This window comes from Pedobacter sp. UYP30 (genome assembly GCF_040547165.1).
GTDB lineage: Bacteria > Bacteroidota > Bacteroidia > Sphingobacteriales > Sphingobacteriaceae > Pedobacter.
The window spans coordinates 21,654-39,625 of record NZ_JBEPPD010000009.1 but is presented as its reverse complement, the minus strand read 5'-3'; the positions used below and the strand labels follow the sequence as shown (position 1 = coordinate 39,625).

18 protein-coding genes and 1 tRNA gene are annotated in these 17,972 nt (G+C 38.9%); 12 read left to right on the top strand and 7 right to left on the bottom strand.

Annotated elements, in window-relative coordinates; genetic code table 11:
* Positions 1–81 precede the first annotated feature (81 nt).
* The 4 genes from ABIB40_RS11565 to ABIB40_RS11550 all read right to left on the bottom strand — a co-directional run bounded on the left by ABIB40_RS11565 (position 82) and on the right by ABIB40_RS11550 (position 3,512).
* Entirely contained in the window at positions 82–1,128 is a 1,047-nt protein-coding gene (locus ABIB40_RS11565; RefSeq protein ID WP_354359184.1) for a DUF6807 domain-containing protein, read from the bottom strand.
* A gap of 303 nt (positions 1,129–1,431) precedes the next feature.
* Positions 1,432–1,519 (bottom strand) — tRNA-Ser (locus ABIB40_RS11560).
* Between the two features lie 13 nt (positions 1,520–1,532).
* The gene (gene pyk, locus ABIB40_RS11555) at positions 1,533–2,963 is read right to left on the bottom strand and encodes a pyruvate kinase (RefSeq protein ID WP_354359182.1); all 1,431 of its coding nucleotides are present in this window, start codon (positions 2,961–2,963) and stop codon (positions 1,533–1,535) included.
* A gap of 129 nt (positions 2,964–3,092) precedes the next feature.
* On the bottom strand, positions 3,093–3,512 hold the full coding sequence (locus ABIB40_RS11550) for an IPExxxVDY family protein (RefSeq protein ID WP_354359180.1): 420 nt from the start codon (positions 3,510–3,512) through the stop codon (positions 3,093–3,095).
* 158 nt (positions 3,513–3,670) lie between these two features.
* Here ABIB40_RS11550 and ABIB40_RS11545 point away from each other — a divergent pair, with 158 nt between their 5' ends.
* The 3 genes from ABIB40_RS11545 (at position 3,671) to rnc (ending at position 6,002) form a co-directional block, all read left to right on the top strand.
* Positions 3,671–3,907, top strand: coding sequence for an acyl carrier protein (locus ABIB40_RS11545; protein ID WP_008508386.1), 237 nt, complete (start codon positions 3,671–3,673; stop codon positions 3,905–3,907).
* A 25-nt stretch (positions 3,908–3,932) separates the two neighbouring features.
* Positions 3,933–5,186: a beta-ketoacyl-ACP synthase II gene (gene fabF / locus ABIB40_RS11540; RefSeq protein ID WP_354359178.1), complete on the top strand. Its 1,254-nt coding sequence runs from the start codon at positions 3,933–3,935 to the stop codon at positions 5,184–5,186.
* Between the two features lie 84 nt (positions 5,187–5,270).
* Positions 5,271–6,002, top strand: a complete 732-nt coding sequence (gene rnc / locus ABIB40_RS11535; RefSeq protein WP_354359176.1) for a ribonuclease III — start codon at positions 5,271–5,273, stop codon at positions 6,000–6,002.
* A 186-nt stretch (positions 6,003–6,188) separates the two neighbouring features.
* On the opposite strand, the gene ABIB40_RS11530 is transcribed toward rnc, so the two are convergent.
* Positions 6,189–6,899 carry a hypothetical protein gene (locus ABIB40_RS11530; RefSeq protein WP_354359174.1) on the bottom strand — a complete coding sequence of 237 codons (711 nt, stop codon included), beginning with the start codon at positions 6,897–6,899 and terminating at the stop codon, positions 6,189–6,191.
* Between the two features lie 177 nt (positions 6,900–7,076).
* Here ABIB40_RS11530 and ABIB40_RS11525 point away from each other — a divergent pair, with 177 nt between their 5' ends.
* The 3 genes from ABIB40_RS11525 (at position 7,077) to nadD (ending at position 9,212) form a co-directional block, all read left to right on the top strand.
* Positions 7,077–7,952, top strand: a complete 876-nt coding sequence (locus ABIB40_RS11525; RefSeq protein WP_354359172.1) for a YicC/YloC family endoribonuclease — start codon at positions 7,077–7,079, stop codon at positions 7,950–7,952.
* 56 nt (positions 7,953–8,008) lie between these two features.
* Complete coding sequence (gene gmk, locus ABIB40_RS11520; protein WP_354359170.1) at positions 8,009–8,578, top strand: guanylate kinase; 570 nt, start codon at positions 8,009–8,011, stop codon at positions 8,576–8,578.
* Positions 8,579–8,639: 61 nt separating this feature from the next.
* Positions 8,640–9,212: a nicotinate (nicotinamide) nucleotide adenylyltransferase gene (nadD, locus tag ABIB40_RS11515; RefSeq protein WP_354359168.1), complete on the top strand. Its 573-nt coding sequence runs from the start codon at positions 8,640–8,642 to the stop codon at positions 9,210–9,212.
* 54 nt (positions 9,213–9,266) lie between these two features.
* Here the strand turns inward: nadD and ABIB40_RS11510 are convergent, their stop codons facing one another.
* Complete coding sequence (locus ABIB40_RS11510; RefSeq protein WP_354359166.1) at positions 9,267–9,968, bottom strand: SAM-dependent methyltransferase; 702 nt, start codon at positions 9,966–9,968, stop codon at positions 9,267–9,269.
* 277 nt (positions 9,969–10,245) lie between these two features.
* On the opposite strand from ABIB40_RS11510, the gene ABIB40_RS11505 reads away from it, so the two are divergent.
* The 4 genes from ABIB40_RS11505 (at position 10,246) to ABIB40_RS11490 (ending at position 14,530) form a co-directional block, all read left to right on the top strand.
* Complete coding sequence (locus tag ABIB40_RS11505) at positions 10,246–11,817, top strand: DUF6600 domain-containing protein (protein ID WP_354359164.1); 1,572 nt, start codon at positions 10,246–10,248, stop codon at positions 11,815–11,817.
* 149 nt (positions 11,818–11,966) lie between these two features.
* Entirely contained in the window at positions 11,967–12,326 is a 360-nt protein-coding gene (locus ABIB40_RS11500; protein WP_354359162.1) for a YtxH domain-containing protein, read from the top strand.
* A gap of 75 nt (positions 12,327–12,401) precedes the next feature.
* The gene (locus ABIB40_RS11495) at positions 12,402–13,802 is read left to right on the top strand and encodes an MBL fold metallo-hydrolase RNA specificity domain-containing protein (RefSeq protein ID WP_354359160.1); all 1,401 of its coding nucleotides are present in this window, start codon (positions 12,402–12,404) and stop codon (positions 13,800–13,802) included.
* Between the two features lie 29 nt (positions 13,803–13,831).
* A complete protein-coding gene (locus tag ABIB40_RS11490; protein WP_354359158.1) occupies positions 13,832–14,530 on the top strand; it encodes a class I SAM-dependent methyltransferase in 699 nt (232 codons plus the stop codon).
* A gap of 12 nt (positions 14,531–14,542) precedes the next feature.
* Here ABIB40_RS11490 and ABIB40_RS11485 read toward each other — a convergent pair whose 3' ends face one another.
* Positions 14,543–16,171 carry a glycosyltransferase family 39 protein gene (locus ABIB40_RS11485; protein ID WP_354359156.1) on the bottom strand — a complete coding sequence of 543 codons (1,629 nt, stop codon included), beginning with the start codon at positions 16,169–16,171 and terminating at the stop codon, positions 14,543–14,545.
* Positions 16,172–16,239: 68 nt separating this feature from the next.
* On the opposite strand from ABIB40_RS11485, the gene ABIB40_RS11480 reads away from it, so the two are divergent.
* Both ABIB40_RS11480 and ABIB40_RS11475 read left to right on the top strand, forming a co-directional pair.
* Positions 16,240–16,917: an HAD family hydrolase gene (locus ABIB40_RS11480; protein ID WP_354359154.1), complete on the top strand. Its 678-nt coding sequence runs from the start codon at positions 16,240–16,242 to the stop codon at positions 16,915–16,917.
* 10 nt (positions 16,918–16,927) lie between these two features.
* A complete protein-coding gene (locus tag ABIB40_RS11475; RefSeq protein ID WP_354359152.1) occupies positions 16,928–17,971 on the top strand; it encodes a UbiA family prenyltransferase in 1,044 nt (347 codons plus the stop codon).
* The last annotated feature ends 1 nt before the right edge of the window (position 17,972 follow it).

Sequence of the window (17,972 nt, the reverse complement as noted above, 5' to 3'; positions counted from 1 at the left end):
TAAAACAAACACCTTGTCAATCGAGCCGAGCGCATGTGTTAGCCAGTTAAAATCATTAGATTAAAATTTGAAAGATTAATGTTATTTAACAATAGAAAAGACAGCTGCTTGTTTATTTAATTCATCTGCTGTTATCTTTTTGCCGGAGGTAATCAACATTCTATACCGAAAAGTTACCGATTGGCCAGGCTTTAAAGTTAAATTCATAATTTCTTTGCCGTTGCTAAATATTTTTTGTCCCAACGGATTTACCGCAAAAAGACCATAACCCCTTGCGTGCCAGTAAGCAGGATAACCGGGGTTTAATGGATTATCAATTATCGCAACCGAAACTGGTTCATTATTCATAGTTCCGTATAAAACGCACCAGTTGCCTCGGGTTCCCCAGGCATCATTCCCTGTCTTTCCCTGGCTGGTAAGATAATTTCCTGTTGCACCGTTCTGCTTTGGAGAAACGGTAGCAATATTTCCATGACTATCTGAAAAATTTTCTACCTCATTTGATGGGATTTCCAGCTCTTTCGTTACTCGGATGCCTAATAAAGCGTCTTTTGCATCGTAAAAATGAACAGAATCTTTTTGGGCTGTTAACGTTGTAATTCTATCAATAGTTCTTGAATTGCAAGTACCACTAAATATTAAGGTAGTTTTTTCTTTAAGAAGGATTGTTTGGTTTTGTTTTTCCCAGTTAGCAGTAAAAGACAATCTACCTTTTTGGCTTCCATTCTTCATGACTCCAATTTTTACATTCCTTATCCAGCCGTAGGCAGATTTTTTCTCGGGGGCAATTGCATAAGAATTATTCCAGAAATCAATATTATTTACATTTTCGTATGTAAACCATATACCCTGATGATGAGGGTGATCGGTTCTTTCGCCTGCTCGAACCTTAAAAGGAAAACCTCGCGTAATGGTCAGTCCGTCAGCGGTTTTTACCGGAAAAAGTATTGGCTTTTCTAAAGTATCTGAAAACACAAAAGTCGTAAACAGTTTCCCATCCACTTTTACATCGATTTTATCTTCTGTATTTGAAGATATAAAGCGCACACCCTGTGCGTAGGCATTGTTGTAGCCGCTTATTATTAGAAATAGCAATGCTACCTTTTTAAAATAATTCAGTTGTTCCATATACTAGTTTGTGATTTTACATTCCCATAAGTTGATCAAATCATCATTGCTATGGCTTATTGAATAAAGATAGTAAAATAGAAGCCTGCAAATCAAACGATTGCAGGCTTTTGTTTTATTTTAGACTGAAATTCGCGGAGAGGGCGGGATTAATTTCATTGATTCCGATAAGGGGGAGGCTAAAATGCAAAGGCTGTCGCTATGCTCCAACCATTTTTTGTCCTCAATTTCGCTGGAGCAAGCGCCGCTCATCAAAAACAAAAAAAAAGCCCTTCAACTATAAAAGATGAACAGCCTTTGTATTGGCGGAGAGGGCGGGATTCGAACCCGCGGTACCTTGCAGCACACACGCTTTCCAAGCGTGCTCGATCGACCACTCTGACACCTCTCCTATAAAACACTGCTTAATCTACAACAGATATTTTTAGCATGTTGGTTTTACCTTTTTCTTTTAAGGGCGTAGAAGCTGTATTTATTAAAATATCTCCCTCTTTTACCAAACCTTGCTTCTTTAAGAATTGGTTTACCTCTATAATGGTATTGTCGGTACTTTCAAACTTATCATAATAAAAGCCCCTAACACCCCATAATAAACTAACGGTGTTTAAAAGAGATCTGTTGCTGGTAAAAATGAAAGTAAGTGCCCTAGAACGATAACTGGAAATTTCAAATGCTGTGTACCCACTTACTGTCATAGAAACAATACCCACCGCGTTAGTTTGCTTGGCCAAAAAGCAGGCAGAATTACAAATGGCATCACCTAAAAAGGTTGGAGATGAAGGTTTTAAAAATTTGTCTGGATTAAATGGATATTTATTGGTCTCGATGTTTTGAATAATTTTCTGCATCGTTTCGATAACGATTAGCGGAAATTCGCCCACCGAGGTTTCGCCACTTAGCATAACTGCATCTGCACCATCCAATACCGAGTTAGCCACATCATTTACCTCGGCACGAGTTGGCCTTGGCGTAGTAATCATGCTTTCTAACATCTGCGTTGCGATGATAACCGGTTTAGATGCTGCCCTACACTTTTCTACAATCATCTTTTGTAACAAAGGCACTTCTTCCATCGGACATTCAACACCCAAATCGCCACGAGCAACCATTATGGCATCAGTTACAGCTATAATTTCGTCGATATTTTCGATAGCTTCTGGTTTTTCGATTTTCGCAATTACGCGCGCCGTCTTACCACGATCGGCAATAATCTGCTTAAGCTCGATGATGTCTTCCGCTTTGCGCACAAAAGATAAACCTATCCATTCAACATCATTCTTCAGTACAAATTCCAAATTATCCCTATCTTCTGGGGTTAAAGATGGTATAGATACCTTTGTATTAGGTAGATTAACACCTTTTCTAGAGGTAAGCAAACCACCATGTACAATTCTACAAGTTACAGAAGTTTTTAGATCGGTTTCTAATACCTCCATTTGCAATTTTCCGTCGTCTAATAAGATGATTTCGCCTTTTTGAACGTCCTTTGGAAAATTCTCGTAAGTGATGTATATCCGTTCTTCGGTTCCGATGCACTCTTCGGTGGTAATTACGGTGGTGTGTCCATTAATTAAATGTATCCCACCCTCTTGCACTTTACCAATACGGATTTTTGGCCCTTGCAAATCGGCCAAAATACCGACATTATAGTTGTGTTTTTTGTTTAGATCTTTTATGGTATCCAAAGCTGCCTGATGATCTGCCTGGCTGCCATGAGAAAAATTAAGACGGCAAACATCTAACCCCGCGTTAAACATGTTAAACAATACGTCGGGTTGCGATGATGCTGGGCCAAGCGTGGCAACAATTTTGGTTCTTGAATGAAAAGGTTTCATTTATGTAGTTGGTTTTGCAATGAAGTAATTTAGGAGACTAGGCCCCCATATTTTAGAACTATGCGAATTTAAGAATATATTTAAAAACGGGCAAATATAGTGTAATTAATACACCATGTGACATTTTTTTTATAAGACCAAGTTTTCTCGGTTTCTGAGCTTGTGTTGATCAATCTTCGCAGCAACTTGTATCTCCGGCATCCTATTTAAACTTGTAATCAACCTACTAAGATCCTCTTCATCTATGTATTCCATTATAATCAAAAAAAAATCTACATTGGCCATTTCTGGGATAAGGATGCCGTCGCTACTTTTGTTACCTAACAGATAATACTCCTGCTCATCCTCTTCTATAAAAAAATAATACTTAGAAAAATTTAAGGTGTATGCCTCTACCGCATGGAAAATTTCATGGTCTTCAATTTTTTCAAACTCTAACTCCAAATTGGTGTTTATCTTGTGGCAAAGCGTATAATCCTTTAAAGGAGCCGTAATTGCAATTAGAGTAAAATCTAGGTCTAAGGCGAGCTTCAGGTAAGTCTTATTCAAAACAAATTATTTATTAAACAAGTCGAAATTAAAAAACTAATTCTATATTCGCTTTATATTCGAGCCCTAAATTAGGCACCGAAATAAAAAACATTTGAATATTGTAAGAATTTACTTTTTCTTTGCACTGAATTATTTAACCATTAAATTATAAAATTATGTCTGATATTGCTTCAAGAGTAAAAGCTATTATCGTAGAAAAACTAGGTGTAGATGAGAGCGAAGTTACGCCAGAGGCCTCATTCACTAACGACTTAGGTGCAGATTCTTTGGATACCGTTGAGTTGATTATGGAATTTGAAAAAGAATTTAATGTAGCCATTCCTGATGATCAGGCTGAGACCATTGGTACCGTTGGCCAAGCAATTGCCTATTTGGAAAAAAACGTTAAATAAAAAACTTACGCATTTTTACGTATAGATGGGATTAAGAAGAGTAGTAGTAACTGGGTTAGGTGCGCTCACTCCAATAGGAAACAATATTCCAGAATTTTGGGATGGGTTGACCAATGGGGTGAGCGGCGCTGCTCCAATTAAGAGCTTTAACACCGAAAAATTTAAAACGAAGTTTGCTTGCGAGCTAAAAAACTTTAATCCCGAAGATTATCTAGAAAAAAAAGAAGCCCGTAAAATAGATCCCTTCGTACAGTATGCCTTAGTGGCTACAGAAGAAGCGGTAAAAGATGCTGGGTTAGACTTTACTAAACTAGACACCAACCGTATTGGAGTAATTTGGGGCGCGGGCATTGGAGGGCTAAAGACTTTTTTAGATGAGGTTTCTAATTTTGCCAAAGGCGATGGAACCCCTCGTTACAATCCGTTTTTTATTCCAAAAATGATTATAGACATTGCTCCAGGGCATATTTCTATAAAGTACGGGTTGAGGGGGCCAAACTTTTCTACCGTTTCTGCATGTGCATCTTCTACAAATGCTATGATAGATGCTTTTAATTACATTCGCCTTAACATGGCCGATATGATTATTACCGGTGGATCCGAAGCCATTATTAACGAGGCAGGTATGGGTGGTTTTAACGCCATGCATGCGCTTTCCACGCGTAATGATGATCCTTCTACCGCTTCTAGGCCTTTCGATAAAGACCGCGACGGTTTCGTTGCCGGAGAAGGTGCCGGAACTATTATACTAGAAGAGTTGGAACATGCCAAGGCTAGAGGAGCAAAGATTTATGCCGAACTTGTTGGCGGCGGAATGAGTGCCGATGCAAATCACATCACCGCACCACATCCCGAAGGTTTAGGCGCTAAAATGGTCATGACCAATGCGCTTAACGATGCGGGCATGTCGACGGCAGACATTGATTATATCAATGTTCACGGAACATCTACCCCATTGGGCGATATTAGCGAAACCAAAGCCATAAGGGCCTTGTTTGGTGAAGATGCCTATGACCTGAATATAAGTTCTACAAAATCTATGACCGGTCATTTACTTGGAGCCGCAGGTGCAATTGAAGGTATTGCATGTATCTTGGCTGTAAAAAACGACATTGTACCCCCAACAATAAATCATTTTACCGATGATCCTGAGTTTGATCCAAAATTAAATTTTACGTTCAACAAAGCACAAAAGCGTACCGTAAATGCTGCATTAAGCAACACCTTTGGCTTTGGCGGACATAATGCATCGGTTATATTTAAAAAATACACCGAATAAATTCTTTAAACCGTTTTTTCATTGGACTTATCCAAACAGATGACCGGATAAAGATGCTGTTCTTCTTATCATGTTATTTGTTTAATGCCATTTTTAAAATTATATAAACTTTACTTCTCTCCACAAAAAGAGTTTGTAAAAAAGTTGAAGAATGTGTTGGGTTTCGTACCCGACAATATTTCGCTATATAAAATGGCTTTTAGGCATAGGTCTGCAGCGAGACTGCTAAAAAATGGTACTCGAAGCAGCAATGAACGATTAGAGTTTTTAGGCGATGCCATTCTTGGCTCAGTCATTGCAGAATTGCTTTTTAAGCAATATCCCTATAAAGAAGAAGGTTTTCTAACAGAAATGCGATCGAAAATTGTAAACAGGGTGAACCTAAACCAATTGGCAAAAAAAATAGGGTTCGACAGCATGATCAACTTTGATGAGCGCACTGTAAGTATACAAACCAAACACAACTCTATGCTTGGCGATGCTTTTGAGGCCGTTGTTGGAGCGATCTATATGGATAAGGGCTACGATTTTACAAGAGAGTTTTTAATTAAAAGAATTGTAAAACCGCACATAGATATCCATACACTAGAACTTACAGAAACAAACTTTAAGAGCAAACTGATAGAATGGTGCCAACGCCATGGAAAAGATATTTCATTTGAAATTACTGAAAATGCCGAAGGAGAAAGCCCCAAACTTTTTACCATCAATGCCATGGTAGATGGAGAAGCTTGCGGATCTGGAAGAGACTATAACAAAAAAAACGCAGAAAAAATGGCTGCAGAAAAAGCATGCGAAATTTTAGCTTTTGAGTAAAAAGGGCTAATGGTTGCGAGTTATGAGTTGCAGGTCTAAGTGTTCGCATCTAGCTTTCCAAAGCCCAACAATTCAGTAATCAAGCAATATTACAACTAGCAATACCAACAATTTAACAATGCCAGAAATCCAACAATTTAGCAATGCTAACAATCTGGCAATAATAACAATACCAGCACAGCGCTATCAATTTCCCTTACCCAAAGTATCTGTAAATTTTTTAGTGCTTTCTTTAATATACTTGATGTAATCGTAACTGTTCCAGTGCTCAACCTGATTATAACTTGGCCTACAATTTAACATATAAGTTTCTAAAGTATCGCCCCGCAAACAACTATTGTTCTTAATAATGGACTGGTTAAAATATCGATCGATTTCACTTTGCTTTATTTCATTGTCTGCATAGCGAGAAAACCTGCGCGCATTACGTGGTGTTTTACCAAAAAGCTCATACACAGCAGTTAGCGGAGAAAACAAAAACGACAAGAACGGCGGTTTACCCCCATAAAAAGAACCTTTTCGCTTATACTCACTTTTAACCTCTGCCAAATCTTGCTCCTTAGTATCGCCAAAAACATTCACATCTTTTAACTGCGTACTGGATCTGAGGAGATATACAACTAAATCTGCCGCACCTGTTACCGCAACGCGTACGTCTGCATGATCTCTTTTGCTTACTAACAAAGTATCTCCCACTTCCGCTTTAAGCTGAAAAAGCCCAAGATCGTTACTTCCAACGCCAAGTTTTGTACGCAAGTTTGTTATATCCGCCAGCGCAATACGAAGATTAGAACCTTTTTCCATCACCACCCCTTTAACCACTTGTTGTCCAAATGAGATAGCGGCTAATAAAACAAGCCCCAAGGTAAGTTTAAAAAAGCGTAATTTTTGTTGCATTATCTTATAGCTTTTAGATTTAAAGATAGCCTTTTTTAAAGCTCGATTTAGTTAAAAAACGTTAAGAACCCGATTTGGTTTTAGGTTATATGCATGTTAAGTATTTATTTTCTTTCATAAAGCGCTGGCAACAAAAAGCTGTCAGACAAATATGTTTCATTTTTTCTATCTTTGCGCATGATAAAATCCATGACCGGATATGGCTTGGCGACCAGCAATTTCGCAAGCGCCAAGTACAGCGTAGAAATTAAATCGCTCAATAGCAAATTCTTAGAACTTAATTTAAAGTTTCCAAAAGCAATTTCCGACAAAGAACTATTGATAAGGAATATTTGCAGCAAAGATATAGAACGAGGTAAAGTAAGCGTAAATATTACGATAGACCGTGTAGATGTAGAGAGCACGGTGGCTCAAATAAACGCAAGTGTACTAAGCAGTTATTATCGTCAGCTAAAAGCGATAAATGATGATTTAGGCGCAAACAGCTCCAATTTGCTGCAAATTGCCATGAGCTTGCCAGAAGTGATCAACTATAAAGAAGAAAACATTAATGAAGAGGAATGGGTGCAAGTGCATAAAGTTTTTCTGCAAGCATTAGAACAATTTAACACCTTTAGAACCACAGAAGGCTTGGCCTTAAAAGCAGATCTAGATTTAAGAATATTTAATATTTTAGATTTTTTCAGTTCGGTTGAGCAATTGGAGCCCACAAGAATTACAGCCATTAGAGAACGGTTTAACCAGTTTTTAGAAGAAGCCGTAAGCAAAGTAAACATAGATCAGAACAGGTTTGAACAAGAATTGATTTATTATATAGACAAAATAGACATCACCGAGGAAAAAACACGGTTAAGAAGTCATTGCGATTATTTTTTAAAAACCTTAGCGAGTACAGAGGCAAACGGCAAAAAACTGGGCTTTATCTCGCAAGAAATTGGCCGAGAAATTAATACCATGGGCGCCAAAGCCAACAATGCCCACATGCAGCAATTTGTAGTTGGGATGAAAGAAGAACTAGAAAAAATAAAAGAGCAATTGTTAAATGTGTTATAAGGCCAGTGCGCTAATAACTCGTAACTATTTAAACCAACAAATTACCAAATAAACCCATGCAGGGCAAACTCATTATCTTTTCGGCACCATCTGGAGCAGGCAAAACTACCATTGTACATCACCTGTTAAAGAAAATTCCCGAGCTTAGCTTTTCTATTTCTGCAACCACGCGGCCAAAACGTGGAGATGAAAAACACGAAAGCGACTACTACTTTATACGCACAGAAGAATTTTTGCACAAGGTGGCTCACCAAGAATTTGTAGAATTTGAGGAAGTGTACAAGGGCACTTACTACGGCACACTCCGTTCTGAGATACAGCGTATTTGGGACGAGGGAAAGCATGTTATTTTTGATATTGATGTAGAAGGCGGATTAAGGCTTAGGAGAAAATACGAAAACGATTCGCTGGCCATATTCGTGCAGCCACCATCGTTGCAGGTATTAAAGGAAAGGCTGAGTGGCCGCGGGACAGACAGTTTAGACAAGCTAGAAGAAAGATTTATAAAGGCAGAAAAAGAATTATTGTATGCTGATAAGTTTGATGTTATCTTAAAAAATAATGACCTAGATGTTGCCTGTGCAGAAGCAGAGCAAATTGTGAGGGATTTTCTTTCAAAAAATTAGCTTGTTTTTTCATGAGAAAAACCGCTTTCGAACAGCGGCAGATGTTTTGTAACTTTCCAAAATGAAAACTGGTCTTTTCTTCGGCTCCTTTAACCCCATCCACACTGGCCATTTGATTATTGCTAACTATATGGCCAACCACACTAATTTGGCAGAAGTTTGGCTAATAGTTTCTCCTCATAATCCATTAAAAGATAAACGTGCCCTAACAAACATGTACGATAGGTTGGAGATGGCAAAACTTGCGACAGAAAGTGCTGAAAACATCAGGGTAAGCGATGTAGAATTTTCCCTGCCACAACCATCTTATACCATAGATACCTTAGCCCATTTGCATGAAAAATATCCAGAGCGAGAGTTTGTATTGATTATGGGCGCAGATAATCTCGCATCTCTAAAGAAATGGAAAAACTATGAAGTGCTGCTAAAAAACTATCAGATTTTCGTCTATCCTCGACCAGGTGCCGATGTGCAGGAGTGGGAAACTAACCCAGCAATCATTTTTACCAACACACCGCTTATGGAAATTTCCTCTACATTTATTCGCAAAGCGATAAAAAATAGTAAAAATGTTCAGTTTTTTATACCAGATAAAGTAATAGATTTTATCGATGGAAAAGGAATGTATAAATAGGGCAACTTTCTTCGAAAGAACCCCCTACCCATCTTTAAAGTAACATCCTTTATTCTACTGTAATAAAAAAATACAGGGCTTTTTATGCAGATCTATCTCTTCCTTACGCCAACTGGCTATACTTTGGGTTTTGATAAATTCATCTTCGCCAGTTAAACTACAGGCAATACAAAGCTTGGTATCTGGCTTGCAGCTGTTTAGCACTTCGACCAAGAGCGGATTGTTTCTAAAAGGTGTTTCTATAAAAATTTGGGTTTGCTTATATCTACTGGCAGAAAGGTCTAAATCTTTTATGCGTTTAGCGCGCTGTTCCTTATCAATGGGTAAATATCCCCAAAAAGCAAAACTTTGGCCGTTGAAGCCAGATCCCATCAGCGCAAGCAAAATAGAACATGGACCAACCAAGGGAACTACCTTTATGCCACGTCTATGTGCTTCGGCAACTATTTCTGCGCCAGGATCTGCAACACCAGGGCATCCTGCCTCGCTCATTAAGCCTACATTTTTCCCTGCTTTAAGTTCTGTAAAAAACTGCTTCAAATCGCTCCTATTATGTTTGCCATAATCATGAACAATCAAATCTTTTTGGGGTATCGTTAATCCTGCCTCTTTCAAAAATTTTCGAGCAGTTTTACTGCTTTCTACAATATAGGTGTCTATCTGATTGATGGTGTCTACCAAATATGGAGTAAATGTTTTGTGCGCCGCTTCTTCTGCAAGGGGAACGGGAATGAGAAATAAAGTGCCATTTGCCATGAGGCAAAAATACACACAATTAAATTAATATCTATCAGGCAAGCACATATAGACACAAAATGTCTTGTCGAACAAAGGACATTGTAGCAAATAATATAGCGCATTTGCTCCTTTTTTTGAATTAAAAAATATTGTCTAAAACGTTAAATAAGAAAAAATACCGCCAAAATAAATGCTGAGGGGCAAAAAAGCAAAAACTATGCTTGCATATTAAACTTTTTGATGTTTTGGAACTCTAATTGCTATACACACAATAGGTTATTAAAAATAAACACAAATGAAAAAACTTAAAACTACGGCACTTGCGCTGGGGCTCTTTACGCTCCTTGCCGGAACCACAATTGTTAGGGCGCAAGACTATGATGATGGGTATCAAGACACCCACAGTAACAGTAACGATGGAAATGTTTCGTTGCAAACCTTTTACGATGAACTCTCTCCTTACGGCACATGGATACAAGACCCGCAATACGGTTACGTTTGGCGACCAGATGTAGACCAAAGCGAATTTAGGCCTTATTATACGCAAGGCAGATGGGCAATGACCGAATATGGCAACACTTGGGTCTCTAATTACGATTGGGGTTGGGCACCATTTCACTACGGTCGTTGGGTTTACAATAACTATAGGCAATGGATTTGGCTTCCAGGCACTACTTGGGGACCAGCTTGGGTAGATTGGCGCAGCGGTGGCGGGTATTATGGTTGGGCACCTATGGGGCCTAGCATCAATATTAACATAAGCTTTGGCCGCAGGTATGCTCTTCCCAACTATTGTTGGAACTTTATTCCACGAAGGTCTATCTACAACAACTATTATCCAAGGTATAATTACGGTCGAAACAATGTGTACATCCGCAACACCACGATTATAAACAATACGTACGTTTACAATAGAAGAACGTACTATGGCGGTCCAAGCAAATCTGACATTCGTAGAGCTACCAATAGAGACGTAACTGTTTATGGGATAAACAGAACCAGCAGACCAGGTGCAAGCGAGGTTGATAATAGAGCTGTAAACATTTACAGACCAAGGCCAGAACGTGGCGAGTCTAATAGAACTTCTGCTCCAAAAGATTTTCAGAGGGGAAGCATTGCCAGCGTTAGAGATGTAACAAGTGGCCGTCCGGAAAGAACTGGCGCAAACGTAAACAACAATACAGATAGAACAAGTGCTACGCAAGAAAACAGAAGAGTTACAGATCAAAACGTTAATCGAGACGCATCTACAAATGGAAGACCTCAACGTGGAGTTGCAACTAGTAACGGTACTACTAATACTACTGGAGGTAGAAATGTGATGGATAGAAATCCCCGCGAACAGACTGGAATTTCATCGCCCGCTGAACAAAATAATGCCAGACCGAGCAGGAATAATATAGAGGCAACTAATCAACCTGCCAATGCAAATGCAGCTAGACAGCAGCAAAATCAACAACGGGCACAAAGACTGCCACAAACGGCACCGCCCCAACAACGTGCCGAAACTGGTACACGGGAGGCTGAGCAAGTGCAGCAAAAACAAGCGGCAACAGAGCAACGCCAAGCTCAGCAACAAAGAGAGCAGCGGGGCCAAGAACAGGCCGCACAGGCTCAACGTGAACAGCAGGCTCAACAACAAAAGGCACAAAGTGCGCAACGAGAACAGGCAGTTCAAAAACAGGCGGAACAACAAAGGACTCAACGTGCACAGCAGGAACAGTCTCAACGTCAAGAACAAGCTCGCCAACAACAACAGCGTCAAGAAAAGCCGCAGCGTGTAGAACGAGCTCAGCCACCTAGGCAACAACCAGCTCCTGCGCGTACAGAAAATTCGAGAAGCGGCGGAAGACCTTCAAGAGGCTAAAAACACCATCAAAAAGATTAGCCATTGTGCCGATCTTTTTTGCTTATGGTTAAAACTAAAAATAATTTAGTCGGCACTTTGCGGCAACAATTTAAAAATAAATAAAACAGCTTAAGGCATAATGTGTTATTCTTCTAAAATAAACAATCATGACTAAGGATACAAAAATTATAGTGGGCGTATTAGCGGGTGCAGCACTCGGCGCCACAATTGCTTTGGCACTTTCTTCTAACTCTAATAGCGAATTAAAAGATAAGGTTGAGGATTGGTTTAGTGATTTGCTTGATGCAAGCAGACACAAATATTCAGAGTATAAGGACAAAGCGGTAGATGCTGCAGAGAAAGTAGCGGATCGGGCTAAAGATAGATATGACGATTATAAAGATCAGGCTCGCCATTCTGCAGAAAAATTAGCAGGTAGCGCTAGAGATAGGTACGAAGAATATAAAGGTGAGGCGTTCGAAGCCGCCGAGAAAGCGGCAAAAAAAGCTAAGAACAAATACGCATAATAATTTTTTTAGAAATCTTTTAATGCCGGGAAATCCCGGCATTTTTTATTTATATTGAGCAATAAATAATATTAGATGAAAATTGCTTTCCATGGCGCTGCGAGAACTGTAACAGGTAGTAAGCATTTAATAACGCTCGATAACGGCACACAAGTCTTGTTAGATTGTGGCCTATTCCAAGGAATGGGACATGTTACAGAAAAATTAAATGAATATTTTGGTTTCGACGCAAAAAAAGTTACCCATGTAGTACTATCTCATGCACACATAGATCATTGCGGACTTTTACCGCGATTAGTGGCCCAAGGTTTCGAAGGAAATATATTTTGTACCTCGGCAACGATTGATCTTGCGCGAATCCTTTTGATGGATTCTGCACATATACAAGAACAAGATGCAGAATACTCGAATCGGCACCGTAGAGATGCCGAAGAAGTGGAGCAACCTCTTTACACAGAACAAGATGTTGTTAAAACCTTAGGGCTTTGTAAGATTGTGGCCTATAACGAGCTTTTTGAAATAGAACCAGCTATCCATCTGCAGTTTACCGATGCTGGCCATATTTTGGGAAGTACGGCGGTGCACTTAACCATTAAAGAGCTTGAAAAATCTACCCGCTTAACCTTTAGCGGCGATGTGGGCAGATACGGAGATTTGTTGCTTAAGAGCCCGCAAACTTTTAGTCAAGCAGATTATATCGTGCTAGAATCTACCTATGGCGATTCCTTGCACAAGGATCTGGAACCGATAGAAAATCAATTGTTTCAAATGGTTCAGCACACTTGCGTGGATAAGAGAGGCAAACTCATTATACCCGCATTTAGCGTAGGCCGAACCCAAGAATTACTTTACGCGCTAAACGCGTTAGAGTTAAAAGGTAAACTGCCAGATGTTAGATACTATGTGGACAGCCCGCTATCTTCAAAAGCTACCGAAGTTTTAAAAAACCATCCAGAAGTTTATAACAATGGCGTTAAAGAAACGCTTAAACAAGACCATGACGTTTTTTCGTTTAAGGGTTTAGAATTTATTGAAAGTGTGGAGCAATCTAAAGCATTAAACAACGATCCAAGACCATGCGTAGTCATTTCTGCTTCTGGCATGGCCGATGCAGGAAGAGTGAAGCATCATATAAAGAACAACATCAACAATAAAAAAAACACCATCTTATTGGTTGGCTATTGCTCGCCAGAATCTTTAGGCGGAGAATTGATGGCCGGTAAAAAGGTAGTCGATATTTTCCATAAAGATTATGCGGTAGAAGCAGAGGTACAGAGCATAAAATCTATGAGCGCGCATGGCGATTACGAAGACTTATTGCAGTTTCTTTCTTGCCAAGACCCCAAAAAGGTAAAGCAATTGTTTTTGGTGCATGGCGATTATGATGTGCAGCAACATTTTGCCAAAACGCTAAATAACCACGGTTTTAACGATGTGCAAATACCAGAATACCATCAAGAATTTGAACTACCCTAGCAAAAGCCTTTAATTTAGTTAACAAAACCATGGATGTTTTCGGTAGTGCGCTTTTAGATTTTTATCATACAGGCAAAGCCGATAGGCTGGTGTTGCATAACTCTTACGCAGAACCAGAAGAAATGCCTGTAGATCTCTTCTTCAGAGATGAGGAAGAAATGCCCGATCTAGAAATAAACGCACTTCACTTATGTAAAGGAAAAATTTTAGATGTTGGCGCCGGCGTGGGCAGCCATGCACTTGTTCTACAAAACTTTAATGTAAATGTAACTGCCGTAGATATTTCAGAAATAGCTGTAAAGATTATGAAGCAGCGAGGAGTTAAACAAGCTATCGTTGCCGATATTCTACATTTTACACCGTTGGAAAAATATGATACCATTTTAATGTTGATGAACGGTATTGGCTTAACAGGCTCTCTAAAAGGTTTTGAAAAATTTATCAGCGATGCGAAAAAACTTTTGAATGTAGATGGCCAAATGCTCTTCGATAGCTCTGACATTTCTTACCTCTATGAAGACCTGCCCAAACCAACCAGCAAATATTTTGGCGAGGTTTCTTACCAATATGAATACAAAGGCGAAAAAGGTAGCTGGTTTAATTGGGTGTACCTCGATAAAGATACCATCATACAAGTAGCCGAAAGAAATGGGTGGTATGCAAAGATTTTGCTAGATGATGGTGAAGACCAATTCCTGGTACAGCTTTCCCTTACCCAATCTGGCTAGACTAAATAGCTGCTATTTCCGCAAATCAAACAAAAAAACATCTACATCTGCAGATTGAAATGCAGCTAATCTCTTGCCCATTTTAGAAAATTGCTCAATTAAATGTTCGGGGGGTGTTTTGCTATCGCGATAATACCAAGTTGGCTCGTCTACCAAATCTCCTATATCAGAAACAAAATACGTGTTAACCATTACCCAAACCCGCTTGTTTGCTAATTTTCTAAAATCAGGCGATAGGTTTCTGTAATAATCCTCATAATTTTTAGAACTATTTCTAACATCTATTCCTTCTATCGCTTTAAATTTATAATTGTCCATAATCTCATAAACATGCAATGCGGCCAAATCATTCCAGTAAACATACACCACATCGCCAGGCTTAAAATGAGTGTTGATGTAGTTGAAAGCCTCTCGATGGAAAGATCTTTTATGCAGAAAAAATTCTGTTGGCTGTACGACATAAATGGCCGATTGTACCAAGGGAGAAAAAATTAAAAGCATCGCAAATGCAATAGCTAAAAATCTAAACTTAACCCTCCTTGCAATAAAATCTACCGATAAACCAATGATGATTAAAAATATAGGGGCAATAAAAACCCAAAACCGTTCTACCAACGGATAAAGTTTTAAGCCAGAAGCGATAAAAGTTAACAGAATTGAGAATGAAAAAATGAGTAAATATTCTCTCTTTCCTTTTATTAAAGCATAAACCCCAAGCAATAAAGCTGCAATGGGTATAAGTGACATTTTTATCAACACCGCAACTATTTTATTTGAGAAATTTGGCATAAAATTCCACAGCAACCCCAGCGGATAATCGAACATACGGTAAACAGTTAACGGAAACCAGGTTAAATCAGAAATGCTTTTCGGTGGAAAAGGCATAAAGGTATGGTAGGCATCAAACCAATACTTCGTCCATGGCGATTCTGCATGTGCATGAATCACAAAAACATAATTGAGGAGAAAGCTAATCATCCATACCAAAAAAACCACTGCATTGCTAAAAAATAAACGCCAATTCTTAGCGATTAATAGTTCTAAACTTAATCCAACTGCAATGCCCGCAGCAATAAATACGGCTGCATAAGAAAACCATAAAATTATTGCCCCAAAAGCCCCCCAGGCAACTTTGGCCATAAGCCTTTTTCTATCTCTGTATTTGATGTAAAAGTAAAGTAGCAGCACCGTGCAAAACATTTCTGTACCATATTGCTTAACCTCTACGCTGTGGTGGACAAAAGCTGGAGCCAACGCCAAAATCCCTACAGCGGTTAATATGCCCCAATAGTTTAAGAAAAACTTTGCAACCGGAATAAAAATAAATAGCGTGGCTATTCCAGAAATTAAGGAGACCAGCCTTAACGTATATTCTGAGTTCCCGAAAAGGGTGATAAAAGATTTAACCAGCCACAAAAACCCCAAAGGTGCTTTTTGTTGCTTTAAAAGTGATGTGGCGGCGAGTTCATAATAGCTCTTTTTAAATAAACTGATGCTTAGGTAAGTCTCATCCAACCATAAGGAATGATTGTAAAAATATTGGTATAGCCTAAAGAAAATCCCCAGAAATACGAGTACCAACAAGAAGAAATGTTCCTTTTTGTTTTCTGAACGAAATATATCTTTAAAAGTAAATAACATGTTTTTAAGAGATTAACTTAGGTGCAATATCCAATTTTTTTCTAATTTTAAAAAAGTTATTGTTTAGCATGCAAGTTATTGATTGGCAGAAAGTAGAATTAGTGGTGCTAGATGTAGATGGAACGCTATACAACCAATCGTTGTTGAGAAAAAAAATGTTAAGAATTTTATTGCTGCATTTTTTATTACGACCTTGGCAGCTTAAAGAGCTGTGGATTCTTTATCATTTTAGAAAAGAGCGCGAAAAACATGCCGGCTACGTTGGCCCTAACCTCGAACAAAAACAGTATGAGTGGTGCAAAACCAAAACTGGGGTATCTTTGGAGAGGATTAAAGTAACCATTGATAAATGGATGTTTGCAGCTCCAAATAAATTTTTATTACCTGTCGTTTTTCCTGGCGTCGATACATTTTTTACCAACTTAAAAAATAGGGGAATTGCAATAGCTACCTTGTCCGATTATCCCTCGAAAGCGAAGATGGAAGGCATGAAGCTCGAGGCGAATTTGAACGCCAGCGCTACAGATGCAGAAATTAATGCGCTAAAACCAGCCACTGTAGGATTGGAATACGTATTAAAACATTTCAATATCAGCAACCCTCGAAACTGTCTTTTTATTGGAGACAGGCTAGAGTTAGATGGAGCTTGTGCATCTAGCATTGGTGTACAATTTCTATTGGTGAAACAGGCAACAGCAGTGGCAGACTTTTATTTAACTTTATGTAAACAACTAAATGCAATTTAAAAATTAAGAAATGATCTCGCACTCGTCCCAAACCGATAGCACACTAACCGCCCCAGCCGACCGTTTGCAGGTGCCTGCCGGTTTAAAACAATACATTAAAATAGCAAGAGTAGATAACTGGGTAAAAAACGTGTTTATGTTGCCTGGTATGGTCTTCGCACTCGCGCTTTTCCAAACCCCATATAGCAACCAACTGTTGTTTAAAATAATTGTTGGCCTACTAAGTATTTGCCTGGTTGCTTCCGCAAATTATGTTATAAACGAATACCTAGACATAGACTACGACCGTTTTCATCCGCTCAAAAGGAAACGATCTCTGGTGATGACAAAGGTAAATCCAAAAATAATCTATGCAGAATACTCGCTATTGGCGCTTGTTGGCTTGGGATTGGCGTCGTTCGTTTCCATAAAATTTTTGGTAACGGCTACCATTTTGCTCTGCATGGGCGTAATTTACAACGTTAAACCTTTTAGAAGTAAGGAACGTGTTTTTTTGGATGTGCTTTCAGAATCTATAAACAATCCAATTAGGTTTGCTGCCGGATGGTTTATTTTTAGCCCCGCGTTGGGCCTTCCAAATACCAAGTGGGATTTAGATTGGATCAATACTTTTCCTCCTTTAAGTATCATGCTAGCATACTGGATGGGCGGTGCATTTTTAATGGCTACTAAACGTTTTGCAGAATATAGGCTTATCGGCGATGCAGAATTGGCGGGCTTGTACAGAAGGTCGTTTAAGTTTTATACCGAGAACAGCTTACTTGTTTCTATGTTTTTCTATGCGATTACTTGTGCCTTTTTTATGGGTATTTTCTTAATTAAAGATCGGATAGAATTGTTGGTTAGCTTTCCATTTTTTGCATTGTTATTTTCTTGGTATTTAAGAATTGGGCTGTTAAATGATTCGCCGGTACAAGGATCCGAAAAACTGTACGTACGCAAATGGTTTATGACGTATTTGGTGTTGTTTGCCATTTTAATTTGCGTGTTGATGTTTGTAGACATCCCTTGGTTACATTGGCTTTTAGAAAATGCAAATAACTATCATCCGTAAA